Source organism: Nonomuraea sp. NPDC049624 (assembly GCF_040675255.1).
Lineage (GTDB): Bacteria > Actinomycetota > Actinomycetes > Streptosporangiales > Streptosporangiaceae > Nonomuraea.
Genome location: NZ_JBFAOR010000004.1, coordinates 658,485 through 678,593, shown reverse-complemented (window position 1 = coordinate 678,593; position 20,109 = coordinate 658,485). Strand labels below are relative to the sequence as shown.

Annotated in this window: 17 protein-coding genes; 8 read left to right on the top strand and 9 right to left on the bottom strand. The window is 72.0% G+C overall.

The genetic code is table 11. The features are described from left to right. Positions 1–15: 15 nt before the first annotated feature. Complete coding sequence (locus AB0J76_RS19485) at positions 16–1,053, bottom strand: polyprenyl synthetase family protein (protein ID WP_364390032.1); 1,038 nt, start codon at positions 1,051–1,053, stop codon at positions 16–18. Positions 1,054–1,337: 284 nt separating this feature from the next. On the opposite strand from AB0J76_RS19485, the gene AB0J76_RS19480 reads away from it, so the two are divergent. Together AB0J76_RS19480 and AB0J76_RS19475 are read left to right on the top strand one after the other, a co-directional pair. Next, positions 1,338–2,708: a cytochrome P450 gene (locus tag AB0J76_RS19480; RefSeq protein ID WP_352324447.1), complete on the top strand. Its 1,371-nt coding sequence runs from the start codon at positions 1,338–1,340 to the stop codon at positions 2,706–2,708. Then, positions 2,705–4,231: a prenyltransferase/squalene oxidase repeat-containing protein gene (locus AB0J76_RS19475; protein ID WP_352324448.1), complete on the top strand. Its 1,527-nt coding sequence runs from the start codon at positions 2,705–2,707 to the stop codon at positions 4,229–4,231. The genes AB0J76_RS19480 and AB0J76_RS19475 overlap by 4 nt, the downstream gene beginning before the upstream one ends. Here AB0J76_RS19475 and AB0J76_RS19470 read toward each other — a convergent pair. After that, complete coding sequence (locus AB0J76_RS19470) at positions 4,228–5,247, bottom strand: terpene synthase family protein (protein ID WP_352324449.1); 1,020 nt, start codon at positions 5,245–5,247, stop codon at positions 4,228–4,230. The genes AB0J76_RS19475 and AB0J76_RS19470 overlap by 4 nt on opposite strands. 186 nt (positions 5,248–5,433) lie before the next feature. On the opposite strand from AB0J76_RS19470, the gene AB0J76_RS19465 reads away from it, so the two are divergent. Genes AB0J76_RS19465 through AB0J76_RS19450 form a run of 4 tightly spaced genes read left to right on the top strand, consistent with a single transcriptional unit; the run spans position 5,434 to position 9,157 of the window. Next, on the top strand, positions 5,434–7,761 hold the full coding sequence (locus AB0J76_RS19465) for a nitrate- and nitrite sensing domain-containing protein (RefSeq protein ID WP_352324450.1): 2,328 nt from the start codon (positions 5,434–5,436) through the stop codon (positions 7,759–7,761). 34 nt (positions 7,762–7,795) lie between these two features. Next, the gene (locus AB0J76_RS19460; RefSeq protein WP_352324451.1) at positions 7,796–8,215 is read left to right on the top strand and encodes a roadblock/LC7 domain-containing protein; all 420 of its coding nucleotides are present in this window, start codon (positions 7,796–7,798) and stop codon (positions 8,213–8,215) included. Continuing rightward, positions 8,212–8,589 (top strand): DUF742 domain-containing protein, encoded by a 378-nt coding sequence (locus AB0J76_RS19455; protein ID WP_352324452.1) that lies wholly within the window; start codon positions 8,212–8,214, stop codon positions 8,587–8,589. Before AB0J76_RS19460 ends, AB0J76_RS19455 begins: the two co-directional genes overlap by 4 nt. After that, positions 8,570–9,157 carry an ATP/GTP-binding protein gene (locus AB0J76_RS19450; protein ID WP_352324453.1) on the top strand — a complete coding sequence of 196 codons (588 nt, stop codon included), beginning with the start codon at positions 8,570–8,572 and terminating at the stop codon, positions 9,155–9,157. The genes AB0J76_RS19455 and AB0J76_RS19450 overlap by 20 nt, the downstream gene beginning before the upstream one ends. A 55-nt stretch (positions 9,158–9,212) precedes the next feature. Here the strand turns inward: AB0J76_RS19450 and AB0J76_RS19445 are convergent, their stop codons facing one another. From AB0J76_RS19445 to AB0J76_RS19420, 6 genes are all read right to left on the bottom strand, one after another. Next, positions 9,213–10,037, bottom strand: coding sequence for a carbohydrate ABC transporter permease (locus tag AB0J76_RS19445; protein WP_352324454.1), 825 nt, complete (start codon positions 10,035–10,037; stop codon positions 9,213–9,215). Further along, positions 10,034–10,951 (bottom strand): sugar ABC transporter permease, encoded by a 918-nt coding sequence (locus AB0J76_RS19440; RefSeq protein ID WP_352324456.1) that lies wholly within the window; start codon positions 10,949–10,951, stop codon positions 10,034–10,036. Before AB0J76_RS19440 ends, AB0J76_RS19445 begins: the two co-directional genes overlap by 4 nt. Before the next feature lies 1 nt (position 10,952). Beyond that, positions 10,953–12,344 carry a hypothetical protein gene (locus tag AB0J76_RS19435; protein ID WP_352324457.1) on the bottom strand — a complete coding sequence of 464 codons (1,392 nt, stop codon included), beginning with the start codon at positions 12,342–12,344 and terminating at the stop codon, positions 10,953–10,955. Between the two features lie 238 nt (positions 12,345–12,582). Next, on the bottom strand, positions 12,583–14,202 hold the full coding sequence (locus tag AB0J76_RS19430; RefSeq protein WP_352324470.1) for a cation acetate symporter: 1,620 nt from the start codon (positions 14,200–14,202) through the stop codon (positions 12,583–12,585). 17 nt (positions 14,203–14,219) lie between these two features. Beyond that, the gene (locus AB0J76_RS19425) at positions 14,220–14,549 is read right to left on the bottom strand and encodes a DUF485 domain-containing protein (protein ID WP_352324458.1); all 330 of its coding nucleotides are present in this window, start codon (positions 14,547–14,549) and stop codon (positions 14,220–14,222) included. Positions 14,550–14,714: 165 nt separating this feature from the next. After that, complete coding sequence (locus tag AB0J76_RS19420) at positions 14,715–15,893, bottom strand: aminotransferase class I/II-fold pyridoxal phosphate-dependent enzyme (RefSeq protein ID WP_352324459.1); 1,179 nt, start codon at positions 15,891–15,893, stop codon at positions 14,715–14,717. A gap of 11 nt (positions 15,894–15,904) precedes the next feature. On the opposite strand from AB0J76_RS19420, the gene AB0J76_RS19415 reads away from it, so the two are divergent. Both AB0J76_RS19415 and AB0J76_RS19410 read left to right on the top strand, forming a co-directional pair. Next, on the top strand, positions 15,905–16,900 hold the full coding sequence (locus tag AB0J76_RS19415) for a LacI family DNA-binding transcriptional regulator (protein ID WP_352324460.1): 996 nt from the start codon (positions 15,905–15,907) through the stop codon (positions 16,898–16,900). 73 nt (positions 16,901–16,973) lie between these two features. Further along, positions 16,974–18,443: a hypothetical protein gene (locus AB0J76_RS19410; protein WP_352324461.1), complete on the top strand. Its 1,470-nt coding sequence runs from the start codon at positions 16,974–16,976 to the stop codon at positions 18,441–18,443. Between the two features lie 169 nt (positions 18,444–18,612). Here the strand turns inward: AB0J76_RS19410 and AB0J76_RS19405 are convergent, their stop codons facing one another. Next, on the bottom strand, positions 18,613–20,100 hold the full coding sequence (locus AB0J76_RS19405; protein WP_352324462.1) for a cation acetate symporter: 1,488 nt from the start codon (positions 20,098–20,100) through the stop codon (positions 18,613–18,615). Between the last annotated feature and the right edge of the window lie 9 nt (positions 20,101–20,109).

Genomic DNA, 20,109 nt, shown 5'->3' with positions numbered 1-20,109 from the left:
CGGGCATGGGCCGGGTCAGTGGCTGCGGTTGGTGACCGAGACGCACAGGGCGCGCAGGGCGGCGGCGCGGGGCAGGTGCTCGTCCATGACGGCCAGCGCCGCCGACAGGTGACCGGCGGCCACCTCCTCGGCCAGGGCCCGGCCGCCCGCCTCCTCGACGAGGCGGGCGGCCCGCCGCGCGGTCTCCTCGTCCCCCGCGCCCTTCGCCAGCACCGTGGCCAGCTCCTCGGCGGCGGGCCCGCCGGCCGCGAGCGCGGCCAGCACGGGCAGGGTCTTCTTGTCGCGCCGCAGGTCGCTGTGCACGGGCTTGCCGGTCACCCGCGGATCTCCCCAGATGCCGAGGACGTCGTCGGCGATCTGGAAGGCGATCCCGAGGTCGAGACCCATCTCCCACATGCGGTCGGACAGCGCGGGCGCACCGCCGAGCGCCGTGCCCACCGCCGCCGCGGCGGCCAGCAGGCTGCCCGTCTTGCCCGAGGCCATCCGCGTGTACTCCGCCACGGTGACCTCCTCTGGACCGGTCCACGGGCGGGTCTCGAACGTCATGTCGGCCGTCTGCCCCCGCACCAGCTCCGTGAGGGCCGCCGACAGGTGGCGCATCGCCTCGCCCCGGCCGCTCAGGCGGCTGACGGCCAGCGCCAGCAGGGAGTCCCCGGCCAGCACCGCCGGGCCGACGCCGTACGCCTTCCAGAGCGCGTCCCGGTGCCTGCGCCGCTCGTCGCGGTCGATGATGTCGTCGTGCACGAGCGAGAAGGCGTGCACGAGCTCGACCGCGACCGCGCCGGGCAGCGCCTGCTCGGCGGTGCCGCCGACGGCCTCGGCGCTGAGCATGGCGATGGCGGGCCGGAGGATCTTGCCGCCGTTACCGGAATTGCCCGGTGTGACCGGGTCGGCGCCGTCGCCGACGTCGGGCCAGCCGAGGGCGAAGGAGGCCATCCGGGCGCCCCACGGCTGCAACTCGGAGACGGCCTCGCGGAGGGCGGGTTCGAGCAGGGAACGGCAGCGCGCGATCACGTCGTCGTCGCGTCGTGCCGCCGGCCGGCCGGGATCCATCGCCGCTCCACCCCCAAGTACGATCTTGAGCCTGCCCGGAAGACCGCACCGTCCCGCGGGCAAGCGCCCAGGTCGGATGAGGGGCAGGCCGTCAGCGAAGTGTACGGCCCCGGCCGCGCGCCCCCACGACGCGGCTCGCATGATCCCACAAGAAGCACAACCGTATCATCGTGCCCAACCTTGATCACGGGCGGATGATCATGCCATAATCACGCAAAAAGTCACATATGGCGATATAGCCACTCTTGCCTTCAGCGTCATCCTCAGGATCGGGGCTCCCCCCAATGCCGCCACCCCCCGCGAGCAACCCCAGAACGCTTCCCCTTCACCGAGTGGTCCCGCGGCTGATCAAGGATCCGGTCAGCGAACTCGCGAAAATGGGGACGGAGGCGGACGGGCGGATCGTGCGGCTCGATCTGGGCCCGTTCCGCCCGTACCTGATCTCGCATCCCGACCACGTGCAGCAGATCCTCAAGACCGACGCGGCGAACTTCGTCCGCGAGGGCACGCTCTGGCAGGCCGTGCGCCGGGTGACCGGCCACGGCATCCTCAGCGAGGGCGACACCTGGTCGGTCACCAGGAAGATCCTCCAGCCGCTGTTCACCGTGAAGCACACGGCCTCGCTGGCCGAGGACATGACCGAGCTCATCGACGACTACCTGCGCGCCTTCGACGACCACGCCCGCACGGGCCGGCCGGTGGACGCCGGGCGCGAGATGACCACGATCATCAACCAGGCCGTCGCCCAGGTCCTGTTCGGCGGCCGGATCTCGCGGGAGACGGCCGCGGTGCTGGCCCCCGAGTTCGCCACCTGCGCCACGTCCATCGCCTTCCGGCTGCTCCTGCCGTTCGTGCCGGACTCCGTGCGGCTGCCCGGGGACCGCGCGTTCCTCAGGGCCAAGAAGAAGATCGACGAGATCGTCTACCCGCTGATCGAGCAGGCCGTCGCCGAGACCCCGGACGACGGGGCCACCGACGTGCTGGCCGCCCTGGTCAGGGGCAGGCGCGGCCCGGACGGCGCGGTCGACGTCCACCAGGTGCGGCACGACCTGGTCAGCGTCTACGGCACGGCCACCGAGACCACGGCGATGTCGCTGACCTGGCTCTGGGGCCTCCTGCACGAGCACCCCGAGGTGGCGGCCCGGCTGCGCGCGGAGATCGCCCGCCTCGACGTGGCCGGCCCGGTACGCCCGGCCCAGGTCGCCGAGCTGCCCTACCTGCGCATGGTCCTGCAGGAGCTGCTGCGCATCTACCCGACCGCGTGGATCGTGCCCCGCCAGACGGTGGCCGACACGGAGGTCGGCGGCGTCCGGATCAAGGCGGGCACGCACGTGCTGATCAGCCCGTTCAGCACCCACCGGCTGCCGGAGTTCTGGGACCGGCCGCTGGAGTTCGACCCGGACCGCTGGGCCGACGGCAAGGGCGAGCGGCGGCACCGCTACGCCTTCATCCCCTTCGGCGCGGGCCCGCACATCTGCCTCGGCCAGCACCTGTTCTACGTCGAGGCCCCGCTCGTCGTCGCCAACCTGCTGAGCCGGTACCGGCCGGAGCTGACCAACCCCCAGCCGCTGACGGCCCTGCCCGGCGCCTCGACCCGGCCCAAGGAGAAGCTGATGCTGAGGCTGCACCCGATCGAGCGGACCGCACGCGCGTGACCCCGACGAGCATCGCCGCCGGCGCGGCGGCGGACATCACCGCGCGCGCGGGCGAACTGATCTCCAGCCTCATGCTCCGCCCATGGGGACAGGTCTCCACGTCGGTCTACGAGACGGGCCGGCTGGTCTCCCTCGCCCCCTGGCTGATCGGGCACCGGGAGCGGCTCGACCACCTCCTCACGGCCCAGCACCAGGACGGCTCCTGGGGCGCCCCCGACGGCTACGGGCTCGTGCCGACGCTGAGCGCGACCGAGGCGCTGCTGGCCGCGGCGCGCCGGGGCGACCCCGACGTGGACCACGACGCGGCCGCGCTGGCGGCGGGACGCGGCCGGGACGCCCTCTCGATCCTGCTGTCCGGGTCGTCGTCCGGGGCGCTCAGCCTGCCCGACATGCCGGCCATCGAGCACATCGTCCCCTCGCTGGTGTCCCTCATCAACGGCTACGACGGGCACCCGCCGCTGCCCCTCCCCGCGGGGATGGGCTACCGGAGCCTGGACGCGGTCAGGTCGCTGGTCGCCTCCGGACAGGACGTCCCGGACAAGTTGCTGCACGCCCTGGAGATCGCGGGAGAGGCCGCCCGGGGCGCGGCCGGGGCGCGTCCGACGGCCATCGGCACGGTCGGCGCCTCGCCCGCCGCGGCCGCCGCCTGGCTGGGCGGCCGGGTCGCGGGCCCGGTCCTGGACCATCTGGAGGCCGTCGTGCGCATCCACGGCGGCCCGGTCCCGGTCGGGCTGCCGATCACCGTGTTCGAGCGCGGCTGGGTGCTGAGCTGGCTGGTCCGCGCGGGGGTGCCGGTCGAGGTGCCGCCGGAGATGATCGCCGACCTGCGGGCGGCGATCGGGCCCGAGGGCACCCCGGCCGGGCCGGGCCTGCCGGCCGACGCCGACACCACCTCCGTCGCGTTGTACGCGCTGGCGCTGCTGGGCTCGCCGTACGAGCCGGACTGCCTGTGGCAGTTCCACGACGGCGCCCACTTCGCCACCTGGCCCGGCGAGCAGGGCGTGTCGATCAGCGTGAACGCGCACGTGCTGGACGCCTTCGGCCAGTACGCCGCCCGCCGCCCCGACGCCGCGCCGCGCTACGGCGAGGCGATCGCCGGCCTGTCCGCCTGGCTGCGCGACCGGCAGGACCCGGACGGGTTCTGGACCGACAGGTGGCACGCCTCGCCGTACTACGCGACCGTGAGCTGCGCGCTCGCGCTGGCCGACTTCGGCGGCCCGGAGTCGGCGCGGGCGGTGGCGGCGGCCGTCCGCCGGGTCCTGGACACGCAGCGTCCCGACGGCTCGTGGGGCCGCTGGACGGGCACCAGGGAGGAGACGTCGTACGCGATGCAGACCCTGCTGCTGACGCCGGGCCGCGCCGAGCCCCGGCGGCGGGCGGCCGTGGAACGGGGGCTGGCGTACCTGACGCGCGCGGCGAGCGAGCGGCACGTACCCCTCTGGCATGACAAGGACCTGTACGTGCCGGTCGCGGTGGTGAGGTCGGCCGAGCTCGCCGCGGCCCACCTCGCGCGTTCCGCCTAGCCGCCGTGCGCCCCGGCGTCCCCCGTCAGCTCGCGGACCGTGTAGGCGTGCGTGTCCCTGGCCAGGTACCAGGCGCCGTTGAAGGACACGCTCCTGCGCTGCCCCTCGGCGATCCCCGCCAGCTCGGGGGGCAGCTCGGCGAGCGCGTCCAGGAAGCGCGCGTTGAGCTCGGCGATGTGGGCGGCGACGCGGGCGACCGCGGCTTCGGTGTCCGTGCCGGCGTGCTCCAGGATGAGGACGGAGTTCGGCTTGCCCTCGCCGCGCTCCCGTTCGAACGTCCTGATGTCGTTGGCCAGCCGCATGCAGGTCGCGCCGAGGTGGGTGGCGGGCAGGACGGCCCGCCAGTGCCGGTCGTGCGCGGGCTCGGGGCCGCGGACGCCGAGGCCGGCCACCCACCACGTCCTGTACAGGATCGTCTGGGTGCCGTTGTCGACGTACGTCGCGTAGTCCGGCCACGGTTCGCGGCCTTCGGCCCACACCCGCTCGCGCGCCATGGCCGCGCCCGCCAGGTCGAGCTGCTCGGCCAGGACGGGCGCGTACGCCGCCATGCCGGGGTGGGCGCCGATCCGCGTCCACCAGTCCCGCCAGGCGCTTACGGCCTCGCCTACCGGCCCCTCGCCGGGCTCGGTCTCCTGCCCGCGCAGGACGGCGGACAGCAGGCCGAAGATCCGCACGATGTCGTCCGGGGTCCAGGAGCCGGCGATGTTGTCGGCTATGTCGTCCAGACCGAAAAGGATCGCGGTGAGTGTGCCGAGTTCGGCGACTTCGTCACGCCCCGCTTGCGGAAACGTGGCCGCGGCGGACAGGCAACTGAAGGCCAGCCTGCTCGCGGAGCTGTCGCCGTCGGCGAACAACGCGGAGTAGGGCCGCAGGAATCCCGCCGCCACCGGGACGGCCTCCAAGGCGTTGCCGAGGACCGCGGCCCGGTCGGGTTCGGGCACGCCGGCGAGCTGGTCGGACTGCTTGAGCAGGGTATTTCTGATGCCGAAGTAAGCGGGGGAAGCGGAGTCAGACATCAATAAAGGGTACCCATTTTGCCCGTTTTTGACGACCAGAGTCAAAAATGGGATATAAGTACAGATAGTGCCTAGTGTTGCTTGAGGGACGGTTTGAAACTGCGCTAAAGTTTCGTGATCGACAGCGTCGATATGCCATGACGTGTCCGGATGAGCAAGCGAAATGACTTTCACAGGGTGGGTATAATGGGCTTCCGCAATACGAGCCTGCGGACCAAAGTCACTGCTCTACTGCTCTCCCTCACGGCACTGTGGGCGTTCGCTGCGTGGGTCACCCTGCGCGAGGGTGTCAACCTGCTCTGGGTCTCCCAGGTCGACTCCAGCGTAGTGGGCCCCAGCGAGCCCTTGCTCATCGAGCTCCAGCGGGAGCGCCGGATCTCCGTCGTCAAGCTCAGCGACCTGTCGGGCGGCCCGCGCCGCGACCTGGAGCAGCAGCGCAGGCAGACCGACGGCCTGCTCGCGGCCTTCCGCGAGGCGGCCGGCGGCGGCCTGGTGAGCTGGGCCGTCGACGACGAGGGCAACGCGCGGCTGCAGGAGGTGCTCGCCGGTCTCGGCACGCTCAAGGAGACCCGCAAGGCCATCGACGCGGGCCGGCTGGACAAGCTCCAGGCCACCGCCGCCTACAGCGAGCTGATCGACTCCGTCTTCACCCTCTACGGCTCGCTGGCGACCGTCGACGACAAGACCGTCGCCAAGGACATCCGCACGCTGCTGGCCCTGAACAGGTCCCGCGAGGTGCTCGCGCGTGAGGACGCCCTGCTCGCCGGCGCGCTCGTCCAGGGCCGGATCACGGCCGAGGAGCAGGCGCAGTTCACCCGGACGGTCGGCGCCTGGCGCGTCCTGGCCGAGCAGGCCGGGGACGAGCTGCCCGACTCCGAGCAGGCCGCCTTCGACAAGCTGATGAAGGGCGAGTCGCTGAGCAGGCTCCAGATCATGGAGAACCTGATCGCCGACCGGGGCCCGCAGGCCGGAGCGCTGCCGTTCGGCGCGGCGCAGTGGAAGACCACGGCCGACCGGGCGCTGGCCGACTTCAGCACCCTGGTGCTCGCCGCCGGCGACCGCCTGGTGGACCGGGTCGTGCCCGTCGCGGCCGGGGTCATCGTCCGGCTGGTGCTGGCCGCCGGTCTCGGGCTGGTGGCCGTCGTCGCCTCGATCATCCTGTCCATCACCACCGCCCGCTCCCTGTTCGCCCAGTTGCAGAAGCTGCGCGACGCCGCCCACGAGCTGTCCGACGACCGCCTGCCCGGCATCGTCGAGCGCATCGGCCACGGCGAGGTGGTGGACGTCGCCAAGGAGGCGCCCGCGCTGGAGTTCGGCGACGACGAGATCGGCCAGGTGGGCCAGGCGTTCAACACCGTGCAGCGCACGGCGATCAGCGTCGCGGCCGAGCAGGCGGAGCTGCGCCGCAGCATCCGCGACATCCTGCTCAGTCTCGCCCGCCGCACCCAGGGCCTGGTGCACCGGCAGCTGACCGTCCTCGACGTGATGGAACGCCGGGAGACCGACCCCGAGGAGCTGAAGGAGCTCTTCCGCCTGGACCACCTGGCCATCCGGATGCGGCGCAACGCCGAGAACCTGATCGTCCTGTCCGGTTCGTCCCCTGCCCGTACGTGGCGGCGGGCCGTCCCCATGGTGGACGTCGTGCGCGGCGCGCTGGCCGAGGTCGAGGACTACACCCGGGTCACGCTCATGCCGATGGGCGAGGTGGTGCTCGTCGGCCGGGCCGTCGGTGACGTCATCCACCTGCTGGCCGAGCTGATCGAGAACGCCGTGTCGTTCTCGCCGCCGTACACGAACGTGCAGGTCAGCGGCCAGCTCGTGGCCAACGGGTACGTCATCGAGATCGAGGACCGCGGGCTCGGCATGAAGCCCGAGGACCTGGAGGCGGCCAACGAGCGCATCGCCGACCCGCCCGAGTTCCGCATCTCCGGCACCGCCCGGCTGGGGCTCTACGTGGTCAGCCAGCTCGCCCGGCGGCACGACATCCAGGTCGTGCTGAAGCCCTCCCCGTACGGGGGGACCACGGTCGTGGTGCTGCTGCCGCAGGAGCTCGTCGAGCTCGACCCGGCGCCGCGGCACCCGGAGGGCGACACCCGGCCGAGCCTGCCGCGCCGGACGAGCACCGGAACCACGCTGGCGACGGTCGCGCGGCCCGCCGAGAACGTGCGCACCCTGACCCCGCCGCGTCCCGCCCCCGCCCAGCTCCACGCGGTGGCCACCCCCTTCCCGGCACCAGCACCCTCGCCTTCACCTGAACCAGAACCGCCCGCGGAACCGGAGCAGCAGCCTGTGACCGAGTTCACGCCGTCCGGCCTGCCGTTCCGAGTCCCTCAGGCCAACCTGGCGCCAGCGCTGCGGGACGACACGCCGACGCAGCCCGACTTCGAGGAGGACGATGACGAGCGCTCGCCCGAGGAGATCCGCGCCATGATGGGATCCCTGCAGTCAGGCACCCGTCTTGGCCGCACGGAGGCGGCCAGGCTGATGGAAGAGCAGCCGGGAGGCGAGGCATGAGCGCCGCGGCCCGGCTCCCGACGGGAGGCCCGACATGACGCCCACCGCGGGCACCGACCTCAACTGGCTGCTCGACGACCTGATCGGCCGGATCAAGGAGGCCGAGCACGCCATCGTGCTGTCCTCCGACGGCCTGCTCATGGCCTCGTCGGCCGGTCTGCAGCGCACCGACGGGGAGCACCTGTCGGCCGTCGCCTCCGGCCTGCAGAGCCTGGCCAAGGGCGTCGCCGACCACATCGCCGCCGGCGCGGTGCGGCAGACGGTCGTGGAGTGGAAGTCGCAGTTCCTGATCGTGACGACCGCCGGCGAACGCGCCTGCCTGGCCGTGCTGTGCGCCCAGAACGCCGACATCGGGCTGGTGGCCTACGAGATGGCGATGCTGGTGGCGCGGGTCGGCCAGTACCTCACCTCCGGCGCGCGCAACGCCGAGGCCGTGGCCAGGAGCGACCGGTGAGCACCACGGGTGAGTCCACCGACGAGCACTGGATCGATCCGGAGATCATCCGGCCCTACGTCGTCACGCGCGGGCGGACCCAGCCCGCGCACGGCAAGTTCGACCTCATCTCCATGGCGCTGGCGGTGGGTCCGCCGCCGGGCCCCGACGCCGGGCTGGACCCCGAACACCTGCGCATCCTCCAGCTCTGCCGCGAACCCAAGTCCGTCGCCGAGATAGCCGCGCACCTCAACCTGCCGGCCGGCACGATCCGCGTGCTGCTCGGCGACCTGTTCGACCGCGAACTCGTCTCTGCCCAGGAACCGCAATCCGAGGTGGACATGCATGACATGAAGATGTACAGGGCGGTGCTCGATGGTCTTCGCTCGCTCTGAGCGCCCGCGCCTCCCGACGGCGATCAAGATCCTCATCGCCGGAGGGTTCGGGGCGGGCAAGACGACGATGGTCGGAGCCGTGTCCGAGACCCGGCCGTTGCGCACCGAGGAGGTGCTGACCGACCGCAGCGTGGGCGTCGACGACCTGACCTCCGTGGAGGCCAAGCGCACCACCACGGTGGCCATGGACTTCGGGCGCATCACCCTGGGCACCGACTACGTCCTGTACCTGTTCGGCACCCCCGGGCAGGAACGCTTCTGGTTCGTGTGGGACGAGCTGGCCGAGGGCTCCCTGGGGGCCGTCATCCTGGCCGACACCCGCCGCCTGGCCGACTGCTTCCCCTCGGTCGACTACTTCGAGCGGCGCGGGACGCCGTTCGTCGTGGCGGTCAACTGCTTCGAGGGGTCGCCGACGTTCGAGCTGGACGAGGTGCGGCTGGCGCTGCAGCTCAACCCGTCGATCCCGATCGTGATGTGCGACGCGCGCAAGCGGGACTCCAGCCGCGAGGTGCTGATCACTCTGGTCAAGCACTCGGCCCGGCTGCGCGCGGAGCCGGTCGGAAGCTGATTCGCCCGCCTTCCGGGCCGGTGCCGCACCGGGCCGGCCCGGAGGGCGGCGCGACTCATCTGCCGCCCGAGGTGGCGATGCCCTTGACGAAGTGCTTCTGGCCGAGGAAGAACAGCACGATCATCGGGATCGTGGTGAGCACGCCGGCGGTCATGACGATCTCCCAGTGCCACTCGCCGCCGAACCCGTACTGGTCGAGCAGGGCCTTCAGGCCGCGCGGGACGGTGAAGGTGCCGGAGTCGCGCAGGTAGATCAGCGGCCGCATCAGGTCCGTCCAGGCCATCTGGAACTCGAACAGCAGCGTCACCACGACGGCGGGCCGGCACAGCGGCAGCGCGATCCTGGAGAAGATTGTCCAGTTGTCCGCCCCGTCGATCCTGGCCGCCTCGAACGGCTCGCGCGGCAGCGTGAGGAAGAACTGCCGCAGCAGGAAGATGTAGAAGGCGCTGCCGAACAGGTTCTGGGCCCACAGGGGCGTGAGGGTGCCCACCATGCCGAGGGAGTTCCAGATGAGGAACACCGGGATCATGGTGACCGCTCCGGGCAGCATCATCGTGGCCAGCACGAGCCCGAACAGCGGCCCTCTGGCGGGGAAGCGGAAGTAGGCGAACCCCCAGGCCACCATGGCGCTGCTGAACGTGACCGCGACCGCCGCCAGTACGGTGACCAGCAGCGTGTTGGCCATCCAGAGCGCGAGCGGCGCCTCCTGCCAGACCTTGATGTAGTTGTCGAAGGTGAAGGTTTCGGGCAGCAGCCGGTTGTCGAACACCTCGCCGCGCGGCTTGAACGAGGCGCTCAGCAGCCACACGAACGGGTAGATGAACACGCCGGCGAACGCGGTCAGCGCCGTGAACGCGGCGACGCGCCGCAGGCGTCTCACGGCTGTCCCCCTTCGTAGTGCACGTACCGCCTGGTCACCAGGATCTGCACGGCGGTGATCAGCATGATCACGATGAACAGCAGCCAGGCCAGCGCCGAGGCGTACCCCATGTGCAGGAACTCGAAGGCCTGCTGGAACAGGTAGATCACGTAGAACAGGGCGGCGTCGTTGCTGTAAGTCGTGTTGCCCGCGCCGAAGAAGGCCGTGTACGCCTCGGTGAAGGACTGCAGGGCGTTGATGGTGTTCACGATGAACAGGAAGAACAGCGTCGGGCTGATCAGCGGCACGGTGATGCGCAGCGTGCGGCGCCACCAGCCGGCGCCGTCCACCAGCGCGGCGTCGTGCAGCTCCTGGGGGACGCCGCGCAGGGCGGCGAGCAGGATGATCACCGACGAGCCGACGGTCCACAGGTGCATCAGCACCAGGCCCGGCTTGACCCAGTCGGGATCGGTGGTCCAGGCCGGGCCGTCGATCCCCAGCAGGCCGAGCGCGCCGTTGATCAGCCCGTTCTGGCCGTTGAACAACATCAGCAGCAGGATGCCGACCGCCACCGGCGGCGTCATCTTGGGCAGGAAGTAGGCGGTGCGGAAGAACCCGGTGGCCCGCGCCGCCGTGTTGAGCAGCAGGGCGAGCCCGAGCGCGACGACGATGTGGGCGGGCACGGACAGCGCGGTGTAGAGGAAGGTGTTCCACAGCGCGAGTCCGACCTTCGGGTCGGCGAAGAGCTGCCGGTAGTTGTCGAGGCCGACGAAGTCCGGGTCGTTGATGACGTCGTAGTCGGTCAGCGACAGGTAGGCGCTGTTGATGATCGGCCAGGCGGTGAAGATCAGGAAACCGGCCAGCCACGGGCTGATGAACAGCAGCGCCGCCCGGGTCTCGACGAAGCGCGCGCTGCGGATGCGGGTGCGGGCCATGTCAGTCGGTGCGCTTCGTCCACCCGGCCCACGCCTTGTCGAGTGCGGCCTGGGCGTCCCGCTGGGCCTCGTCGAGCGCCTGCCGGGGCTGCTCCTGGCCGTTCAGCACCCGGTTCACCGCGCCCTGCCAGGCGTCCTTGAACTCCTTGTCGGCCGGGTTGGCCGGCAGGCTGAAGGTGTGCTCGCTGGCCTCGTAGAACGCCTTGACGCCCGAGTCCCAGGGCTCGCCGCCCGAGGTGACCATCTTCCGGATCTCCTTGTCGGCCCGCACGTTGCCGGTCAGCACGCCGGTGAACGGCTTGCCCTGGCCCTTGCGCTTGTCCAGCCGGGCGCGGGCGGCGGCCGTCCAGGTGTCCACGAGGGTCATCGTCCTGGCGAAGCGGCAGGCGGCCGCGGCGTTCCCGGCCCCCTTGGGGATGGCCCAGGCCGATCCGGACGAGTAGGCCAGCGGCTCGCCCTGCGGCGTGCGGAAGGCGTCGAAGGCCAGCGACGCCCTGGGCGAGACGTCGTTGAGCACGTTGACGTACCACTGCTCCATGGGCATCGCCCCGAGCCCGTGCTCGGCGAACTGGTTGCCCTTGCCGAAGAAGTCGGCCGCGTCGCGCACCGCCTTGACCTTGGCGAAGCCGCCCTGCGCGGCGTAGATCCCGACGGCGAACTCCAGCGCCTGGACCACCTGCGGGCTGTTGAGCCGCGCGGTGCGCCCGTCGGGCGACAGCAGGTCGGCGCCGTTGGCCTTGGCCCACAAGGGCAGGAACTCGGGCAGCTTGCTGTCGAAGCCGATCACCCGGAGTTTGCCGCCCGGCGCCTTGACCAGCTTCTTCGTCGCCTCGGTGATCTTCTTCCAGTCGGAGCCGTTGACGTCGGCGACGGTGAGCCCCGCCTCCTTGAGCAGGCCGGCGTCGGCCATGACGATCTGGACCTGGTTGAACTCCGGGACGGCCCAGACCTCGCCGCCGAACGTCACCTGGGCCAGGGCGTTCCTGTCGTACATCGAGGTGTCGATCCGCTCGCCCTTGACGCAGGCGGTGAGCGGGACGATCGCACCGCGGGAGGCGAAGGTGCCGATCTGGTCGCGATTGGCGTAGACGAGGTCGGGCGGGTCGCCGGCCGCCACCGAGGACAGGAACTGCTGGATGTCGAGGTCGCCCTCGACGAGCTTGACGTCCGCCCCGCCGAGCGCGGCCTTGGCCTTGTCCAAGCGGGTGGCGCCGATCTCGTCGCCGGCGCCGAACCCCATGACGGTCAGGGTGCCCGTGAACGTGGCGGCCGGGTCGTACCGGCTCGGTTGCTGGGCGGCGGCCGTCCCGCCCCCGGTCCCCCTGGCGCACCCGGCGAGGGCCAGAGCCAGGGAGAGGGTGAGCGCCGGCCAGCGGACGACGGGGGATCTCATGGGGGATCTCATGGGTTTCGCCCTCCACACTGTCAAGGCGGCGCGGGGCGGTGTGGCCGCGTTCGTCTGCCTGAGAACGCACCGGTGTCGCCGAGATCGCGTCGACCACTCATGTCACTGGGTTCTCGCTGCCGGTCAGGGGTGACAGCGGAGCCCGGGACCGCTTCCCCTGCCGGGCACCCGTAAACGGGGCCCGGCCTGTGGCAGGCCGGGCCCCGTCACGCAGGGAGAGCGAGGGTCAGTGCTCGGCGGCCTTCTCGGCGCCCACGCCGGTCAGCGAGCGCACCTCGATCTCGGCGTACTTGGCGGCGTTGTACTCCTTGCTGAGGATCGTGCCCAGCCAGCCGAACAGGAAGCCGAGCGGGATGGAGACGATGCCGGGGTTGCTCAGCGGGAACCAGTGGAAGTCCACGCCGTGGATCAGCGCGGTCACCGCGGCGCCGGGGGGCGGCGGCGGGGCCGAGACCACCGGCGAGAAGATCACCAGGATCAGCGCCGAGCCGAGGCCGCCGTAGATGGCCGCGACCGCGCCCGCCGTGTTGAACCTCTTCCAGAACAGGCTGTAGAGGATCGCCGGCAGGTTGCCCGAGGCCGCGATGGCGAAGGCCAGGGCGACCAGGAACGCGACGTTCTGGCCCTGGGCGAGGATGCCGAGGCCGATCGCGATGGCGCCGATCACCAGGGCCGAGACGCGGGCCACCACGACCTCCTGCCGCTCGCTGGCGCCGCCGCGCTTGAAGACGTGCGCGTACAGGTCGTGGGCGAAGCTGGAGGAGGAGGCGAGGGTCAGGCCGGCGACGACGGCCAGGATCGTGGCGAAGGCCACGGCGCCGATGAGCGCGAGCAGGATCGTGCCGCCGACGTCGCCGAAGATCTGCGCGCCGATCCGCTCGGCGAGCAGCGGGGCGGCGGTGTTGGCCGCCTTGTCGGCCTTGAGGATGTCGGTCTTGCCGACGATGGCCGCCGCGCCGAAGCCGAGCACCAGGGTCAGCAGGTAGAACACGCCGATGATGCCGATGCCCCACAGGACCGACTTGCGGGCGTCCTTGGCGGTGGGGACGGTGTAGAAGCGGATGAGGATGTGCGGCAGGCCCGCCGTGCCGAGCACCAGCGCGAGACCGAGGCTGATCAGGTCGATCTTGCCCGCGAGCCCCTGGGCGTCGGTGCCGTACTTCAGGCCGGGGATGAGGAAGTTGCCGGGATTGGCCTTCGGGCCGCTGGTGGCGGCGGCCTGGCCGAGCAGGGACGACAGGTTGAAGCCGTACTTGCCCAGCACCAGTAGCGTCACCAGCGCGGCGCCGGTCATCAGCAGCACGGCCTTGACGATCTGGACCCAGGTGGTGCCCTTCATGCCGCCGAACACCACGTAGACGATCATCAGCGCGCCGACGCCGATGATCGTCCAGACCTTGCCGGCCTCGCTGGTGATGCCGAGCAGCAGGCCGACCAGCGCACCCGCGCCGACCATCTGGGCCAGCAGGTAGAAGATGCTGACCACGATCGTGGACACGCCCGCCGCCGTGCGCACCGGGCGCGGGCTCATCCGGAACGCCAGCACGTCGGCCATGGTGAACTTGCCGGAGTTCCGCATCAGCTCGGCCACCAGCAGCAACGCCACCAGCCAGGCGACCAGGAACCCGATGGAGTACAGGAACCCGTCGTAGCCGGAGACGGCGATGATGCCGGCGATGCCGAGGAAGGAGGCGGCCGACATGTAGTCGCCGCCGATCGCCAGGCCGTTCTGGACGCCGCTGAAGGACCGGCCGCCCGCGTAGTAGTCGGCGGCGGTCTTGGTCTGGCGGCTGGCCCAGAACGTGATGGCCAGGGTGCCGGCGACGAAGGTGAGGAAGAGGATCATCCCCAGCGTCGTGGAACTCACTGCGTCTTCTCCTCGACCTCGTGACGGAGCTTGTCGGCGATCGGGTCGAGCTTCTTCTCGGCGTGCCGCGCGTACGCCCACGCGATGAGGAACGTCGAGACGAACTGCAGCAACCCGAAGATCAGCCCGACGTTGATGTCGCCGAACAACTTGATGCCCATGAAGCCGCGGGCCCAGCCGGACAGCACCACGTACAGCAGGTACCACACCAGGAAGGCCACCGTCATGGGGAAGGTCCAGCGGCGGAAACGCCGCTTCAACTCCTGGAACTCACTGCTCTCCTGCACCTGTTCATAGACGGACGCGTCATGTTCTCTGGTCGTCACGAGACCTCCACTGTGATGCGGATCACGCTCAACGTAAGAGCGCAACCTACCCGTCGTGGAGAGCCGTGGGGGTGCTGTTCGGCGAGCCGCTCGCGTACCGCGATTAGTTGGGGATGGCCTGCGGTGAAAGGTCTGTTCGGCGCGATGAGCGGTCGGGTATTCCGTTCACCCCGATATCGGACGAGGCGGGCCGGGCAGGGCGCCCAGCGCCTGGTCCAGGTCCTCGATGAGGGTCGCGGCGGGCTCCAGGCCGATCGACAGGCGGGCCAGGCCGACGGGGATGCCCATGGTGGCCCGTACGCTCTCCTCGACGGTCAGGGCGGGGGCGTTGACCAGGCTCTCGAAGCCACCCCAGGACACCCCGATCCTGAAATGTCGCAATTTATCGAGGAAAAGTGCGGCCTGTTGGCGATCGTCCGTGGCGAGCTCGATGCTGAACAGGCTGGAGAAGCCGGACATCTGCCGCAACGCGGTCGCATGGCCCGGATGCGAGGGCAACCCCGGGTGGTTCACCGCCCGTACGGCGGGATGCCCCTCCAGGAACGCCGCCACCGCGAGCCCCCGCTCCTGGTGGGCGGCCATGCGCACGGGCAGCGTGCGCAGCCCCTTGATCACCTTGGCCGCGTCGTGCGGCGACATGGCCGCGCCGTAGAGCTGGTACTCCGTCAGCGCCAGCGGCCGGATCAGCCGCGCCGGGCCGACCACCACGCCGCCGACCAGGTCGCTGTGCCCGCCGACGTATTTGGAGAGCGAGTGCACGACCAGGTCCACGCCCAGCGTCAGCGGTTTCTGGAACAGCGGCGTGGACCAGGTGTTGTCCATCACCGTGACGAGCCCGCGCCCGCGCGCCCAGGCCGCCACCTCGGCGATGTCCACGATCGCGTACGCCATGTAGGAGGGCGACTCGAAGTAGAGTAGGCGGGTACTCGCCCTGATAGCGCTGTCACATCCCGCGAGGTCGTCGACGTGCGTATGCGTGACGCCGTACTTCTCCAGGTAGCGCAGGAACTGCGTGGTCGGCCCGTACACCGCGCCGAGCACCAGCACGTGGTCGCCGGCCGAGACGAGCGAGGAGATCGTCGCCGAGATGGCGCCCATCCCCGAGCCGAAGCACTTGGCCCGCTCACCGCGCTCCAGCGCGGCCAGCTTGCGCTGCGCCACGTCGACGGTCGGGTTGGTGCCGCGGCCGTAGACGTACCGCTCGTCCTCGTCCCGGATCGCGGCGCCGAGCTCGGCCGCCGTCCCGAAGGTGAACAACGAGTTCTCGAACACCGGCGGGTTCACCGCGCCCAGCGTCCACGGCTCGTCCTCGCCCATCCGGCCGCAGATCCATTCATCCTCCATGGGGGCAGACTATGACAACGCGTAAGCCCACCATGGCGGACGTGGCCCGGCACGCGGGCGTCAGCCTGAAGACGGTGTCCCGCGTGGTCAACCAGGAGCCGCACGTCCGGGCCTCGCTGCAGCAGCGGGTGCACGACTCGATCAGCGCGCTCGGCTTCCGCCGCAACGAGGCCGCCGCCCGGCTGGCCCGCGGCGCGACCATGCTCACGCTCGGCCTGGTGATGGAGAACATCTCCAACGAGTTCTACGCCCGCCTGGCCGCCGCGGTGGAGGCGGCGGCGGCCGAGCACGAGGCGCTGGTGGTGTTCGGCTCGTACGAGGAGCGTCCGGACAAGGAGCGCATGCTGATCGAGTCGATGCACGCGCGGGGCGTGGACGCGCTGATCGTCGTGCCCTCGGCGGCCGACCACTCCTGGCTGGCCGAGCACGGCGGCCCGCGCACGGTCTTCGTCGACCGGGTGCCGCGCGGGCTCGACCGCGCCGACGTGGTCATGCTCGACGACGAGCACGGCGGCCGGACGGCGACCGCGCACCTGCTCGCCCACGGGCACCGCCGCATCGCGCTGATCTCCGACGACGACGGGCTGAGCTCGGTGCACCACCGGGCCCGCGGCTACCGGGCGGCGCTGCGCGAGGCGGGCGCGGCGGCCGACGAGGCGCTGGTGGTGCGGGGGGTGTTCGATCCAGGGCGGGTGTCGTACGAGGTGGGGCGGCTGCTCGACCTGCCCGGCCCGCCGACGGCGTTCTTCGCGACGAACAACCGGGCGGCGATCGGGGTGCTGCAGGCGTTGCGGGGGCGTCCCGAGCGGCCGGCGTACGTGGGGTTCGACGACTTCGCGCTGGCCGGCCTGTTCAGCCCGGGGGTGACGGTGGTGCGGTACGACATCGACCGGCTGGCGCGCGGCGCGGTGGAACTGCTGCTGGATCCCGTACGCGAGCCGCGCCGGATCACGGTTCCCGTGGAGCTGGTCGCCCGGGGGTCCGGCGAGTTGCCGCCTGTTGTCTGACCTTCCGGTCAAACCTCCCCCAAGTCCCCTTATTTCGGAGCCTGATGGGATACGGCAGGGGTAATCGCAGGTCATGGCCGAGAGCAGCCCGTACCGCCACGACCGTACGCCCGAGGAGCAGGCGCCCGGCTCCGGCGCGCCCGCCCGTCCGAGCCCTGAGGTGTGCCTGGAGATCTCCGGGCTGCGGGTGGAGGAGGCCGGGCCGGAGGGCCGGCGCGACGGCCCGCGGGCGCGGGCGACGCTGCGGGTGCGGCTGGACGACGTGGCGCACCTCATCGGCCATCTCCTGACCGCCGCCCCCCACCTCCTGGACCACCTGACCCCGGCCACCGCCGCTCCCCCACCCCGCACCCCGCGACACGCCTTCCCCGCCACCCCGGACTCCCCGGCCGCGGAGTCGTCCTTCTTCGAACCGGCCACCGCAGCCCCCCGCACCCCGGGCACACCCGGTCCGGGCACACCCGCTGCCGGGACGACCGCCTCGGCCGCGCGGGGAGGCGGGGTTCGGGGAGTCCCGCCGGAAGAGGGCCGCGGGATGCGGGGAAGCCGGCCGGAAGAGGGCGGCGGGGTGTGGCGGGGGTGGCCGAGGGGCGGCGCGCCCTCCTGGCGGCCGGAGCGGAAGCACGCGGGCGACCTGGGCGCGGCCACCGGACGGACCATCCGCCACGCGGCCCCGGGCGAGCAGGCCCCGCACACCGTCCCGGGACACGAGGTGCTCGACGTCGAGACCCACGCCGGCACGGCCGCCAGACCCATGACCGAACAGGCCGCCCGGCACGGCGACGCCTCCCCGCCCACGCCCCCGACCAGACCGTACTTCGCCCCCGACGAGGGAACCGTCCCTGACGAGCCCGCCCGGCAGGCCCGGGACGTCATGCCGCCGCCTGCGGACAGGCGTTCCCGCGCGGCCGGGCCCGACGTCCGTGACCCGGGGCCCGGACGTTCCAGGACCCCGCACGCCGGCGTCGGCCCCCGCCCGGGTCTGGACCCTCCGCCGCAGGAGCCGTCCCACCCCGGCCTGGCCCACCGGATACCGTCCCAACCCGGCCCTCGGGCGCAGGCGCCGGTCCAGCCCGCCCACGCGCCGCAGGCGTCAGCGCAGCAACAGCAGCCCGGCCGCCCCGCGTCCCACCCCGGCGGCACGTCACAGGAATGGACCCGTCCGCACGTCCCGCCGCAGGGGACCGCCCAGCCGCGCCCGGGCCGGTCCCCGGCCCCACCCGACACCGAGCCGGCGGGGCCGGCCCGGCCGGAAGTGGCGGATCAGCCCTGGCCCGGCCGGAGCACGTCCCCGCGCCCCGCCGGCCCCTACCGGCCCGGCCTGGACCCGCCGCCCCAGAGCGAACAGCCCCACGACCGGGGCGACATCCCGCGTCCCACGCGAGGCGACCGTACGCCCCGAGCCGCGAGCGACCGCACGAGCCCGGCCGCGTCAAGGGCAGCGGGCGGCGCGGGGGCCGCAGGTGTGGCGCGGAACGAGGGCGCCGCCGGGAACGGGGTGGCGTCGGAGCGCCTGGGAGGCGTCGCCGCCGGCTGGTCGTGAGAGGGAAGGTCCCAGCGCCTGGGAGGCGTCGCCGCGGGCTGGTCGTGAGAGGGAAGGTCCCAGCGCCTGGGAGGCGTCGCCGCGGGCTGGTCGTGAGAGGGAAGGTCCCGGCGCCTGGGCAAGGCGGCAGGCGGCCGGACGCCCACCGGCACGCCGGCCGGGCGCGGGGTCATGGGGAGCGGGGGTGCCAGTCGCCGCGGTCCAGGTCGAGGTTCTCCGGGGTGTGGAGGCGGACCATCGTGCGGGCCACCCCGGGCGGCACGCGGTGCGGCGTCAGGAACGACACCGACACCATCACCGTGAACGCGATCGGCACCGTCCAGGCCGCCGGCTGGGCCAGCAGCGCCCCCGCGAGCCCCTCGTACGGCCCCCCGGTGATCGTGGCGAGCACGGCCGAGCAGGCGAGCCCGCCCCCCACGAACAGCCCGGCCAGCGCCCCGGTGGTGGTGAGCCGCCGCCACCAGATGCCCAGCACCAGCAGCGGGCAGAACGACGAGGCGGCCACCGCGAACGCCAGCCCCACGACGTCCGCGACCGGCAGCGCCCGCGCCCACAACGCCAGCGCCAGCGGCACGGCGACGGCCATCAGCGTGGCGATCCGGAACGAGCGCACCCCGCCCTTCAGCAGGTCCTGCGCGATCACCCCGGCGACGGACACGGTCAGCCCCGAGGAGGTGGACAGGAAGGCCGCGAACGCCCCGGCCGTCACCAGGGCGGTGAGCAGGTCGCCGAGCGTGCCGCCGATCATGCGGCTGGGCAGGGTGAGCACGACCGCGTCGGTGCGCACGAGGTCGGGGGCGTAGAGGCGGCCGAGCCAGCCGTACAGGGCGGGCAGCAGGTAGAACGCGCCGAGCAGGGTCAGCACGACCAGCGTCGTACGGCGGGCGGCCCGGCCGTCGGGGTTGGTGTAGAAGCGCACGAGCACGTGCGGCAGGCCCATCGTGCCGAGGAACGTGGCCAGGATCAGCGAGTACGTCGAGTAGAGCCCGTACTCCTTGGCCCCGGCCAGCGGCATCTGCCAGGTGGCGGCGTCCTGGACGCTGAGGGCGGGCGCGCCGTCGCCCTTCCAGGCCAGCAGCAGGAACACCAGCGGCACGGCCAGCGCGGTCAGCTTGAGCCAGTACTGGAACGCCTGCACGAACGTGATCGACCGCATGCCGCCGGACAACACGTTCACCGCCACCACCCCGGCGACCAGCAGCCCGCCCGCCCACACCGGCGCGCCGGTGATCGTGCGCAGCACCAGCCCGGCGCTCTGGAACTGCGGCATCAGGTACAGCCATCCGATCAGGACGACGAGCACGCTGGCGGTCCTGCGCACGGTCATCGACTCCAGCCGGGCCTCGGCGAAGTCGGGCAGCGTGTACGCCCCCGAGCGCCGCAGCGGCGCCGACACCAGCACCAGCAGCACCAGGTAGCCGCCGGTCCAGCCGACGGGCAGCCACAACATGTCCACGCCGTAGGACAGGATGAGCCCGGCGACGCCGAGGAAGGAGGCCGCCGACAGGTACTCGCCGCCGATGGCGGAGGCGTTCCACAGGGGGCTGACGGTCCGGGAGGCGACGTAGAAGTCGGAGGTGGTGCGGGAGAACCTGATGCCGTACGCGCCGATGAGCACGGCGGCCGCCATCACGACGACCACCGCGGTGAGGCTCACGAGGGGCCC

Coding starts and splice junctions, on each gene's coding strand:
- AB0J76_RS19420 (WP_352324459.1), bottom strand. CDS start 15,893: ATGGAGGATGAATGGATCTGCGGCCGGATGGGCGAGGACGAGCCGTGG.
- AB0J76_RS19435 (WP_352324457.1), bottom strand. CDS start 12,344: ATGAGATCCCCCGTCGTCCGCTGGCCGGCGCTCACCCTCTCCCTGGCT.
- AB0J76_RS19485 (WP_364390032.1), bottom strand. CDS start 1,053: ATGGATCCCGGCCGGCCGGCGGCACGACGCGACGACGACGTGATCGCG.
- AB0J76_RS19480 (WP_352324447.1), top strand. CDS start 1,338: ATGCCGCCACCCCCCGCGAGCAACCCCAGAACGCTTCCCCTTCACCGA.
- AB0J76_RS19465 (WP_352324450.1), top strand. CDS start 5,434: ATGGGCTTCCGCAATACGAGCCTGCGGACCAAAGTCACTGCTCTACTG.
- AB0J76_RS19470 (WP_352324449.1), bottom strand. CDS start 5,247: ATGTCTGACTCCGCTTCCCCCGCTTACTTCGGCATCAGAAATACCCTG.
- AB0J76_RS19440 (WP_352324456.1), bottom strand. CDS start 10,951: ATGGCCCGCACCCGCATCCGCAGCGCGCGCTTCGTCGAGACCCGGGCG.
- AB0J76_RS19415 (WP_352324460.1), top strand. CDS start 15,905: ATGACAACGCGTAAGCCCACCATGGCGGACGTGGCCCGGCACGCGGGC.
- AB0J76_RS19430 (WP_352324470.1), bottom strand. CDS start 14,202: ATGATCCTCTTCCTCACCTTCGTCGCCGGCACCCTGGCCATCACGTTC.
- AB0J76_RS19410 (WP_352324461.1), top strand. CDS start 16,974: ATGGCCGAGAGCAGCCCGTACCGCCACGACCGTACGCCCGAGGAGCAG.
- AB0J76_RS19450 (WP_352324453.1), top strand. CDS start 8,570: ATGGTCTTCGCTCGCTCTGAGCGCCCGCGCCTCCCGACGGCGATCAAG.
- AB0J76_RS19460 (WP_352324451.1), top strand. CDS start 7,796: ATGACGCCCACCGCGGGCACCGACCTCAACTGGCTGCTCGACGACCTG.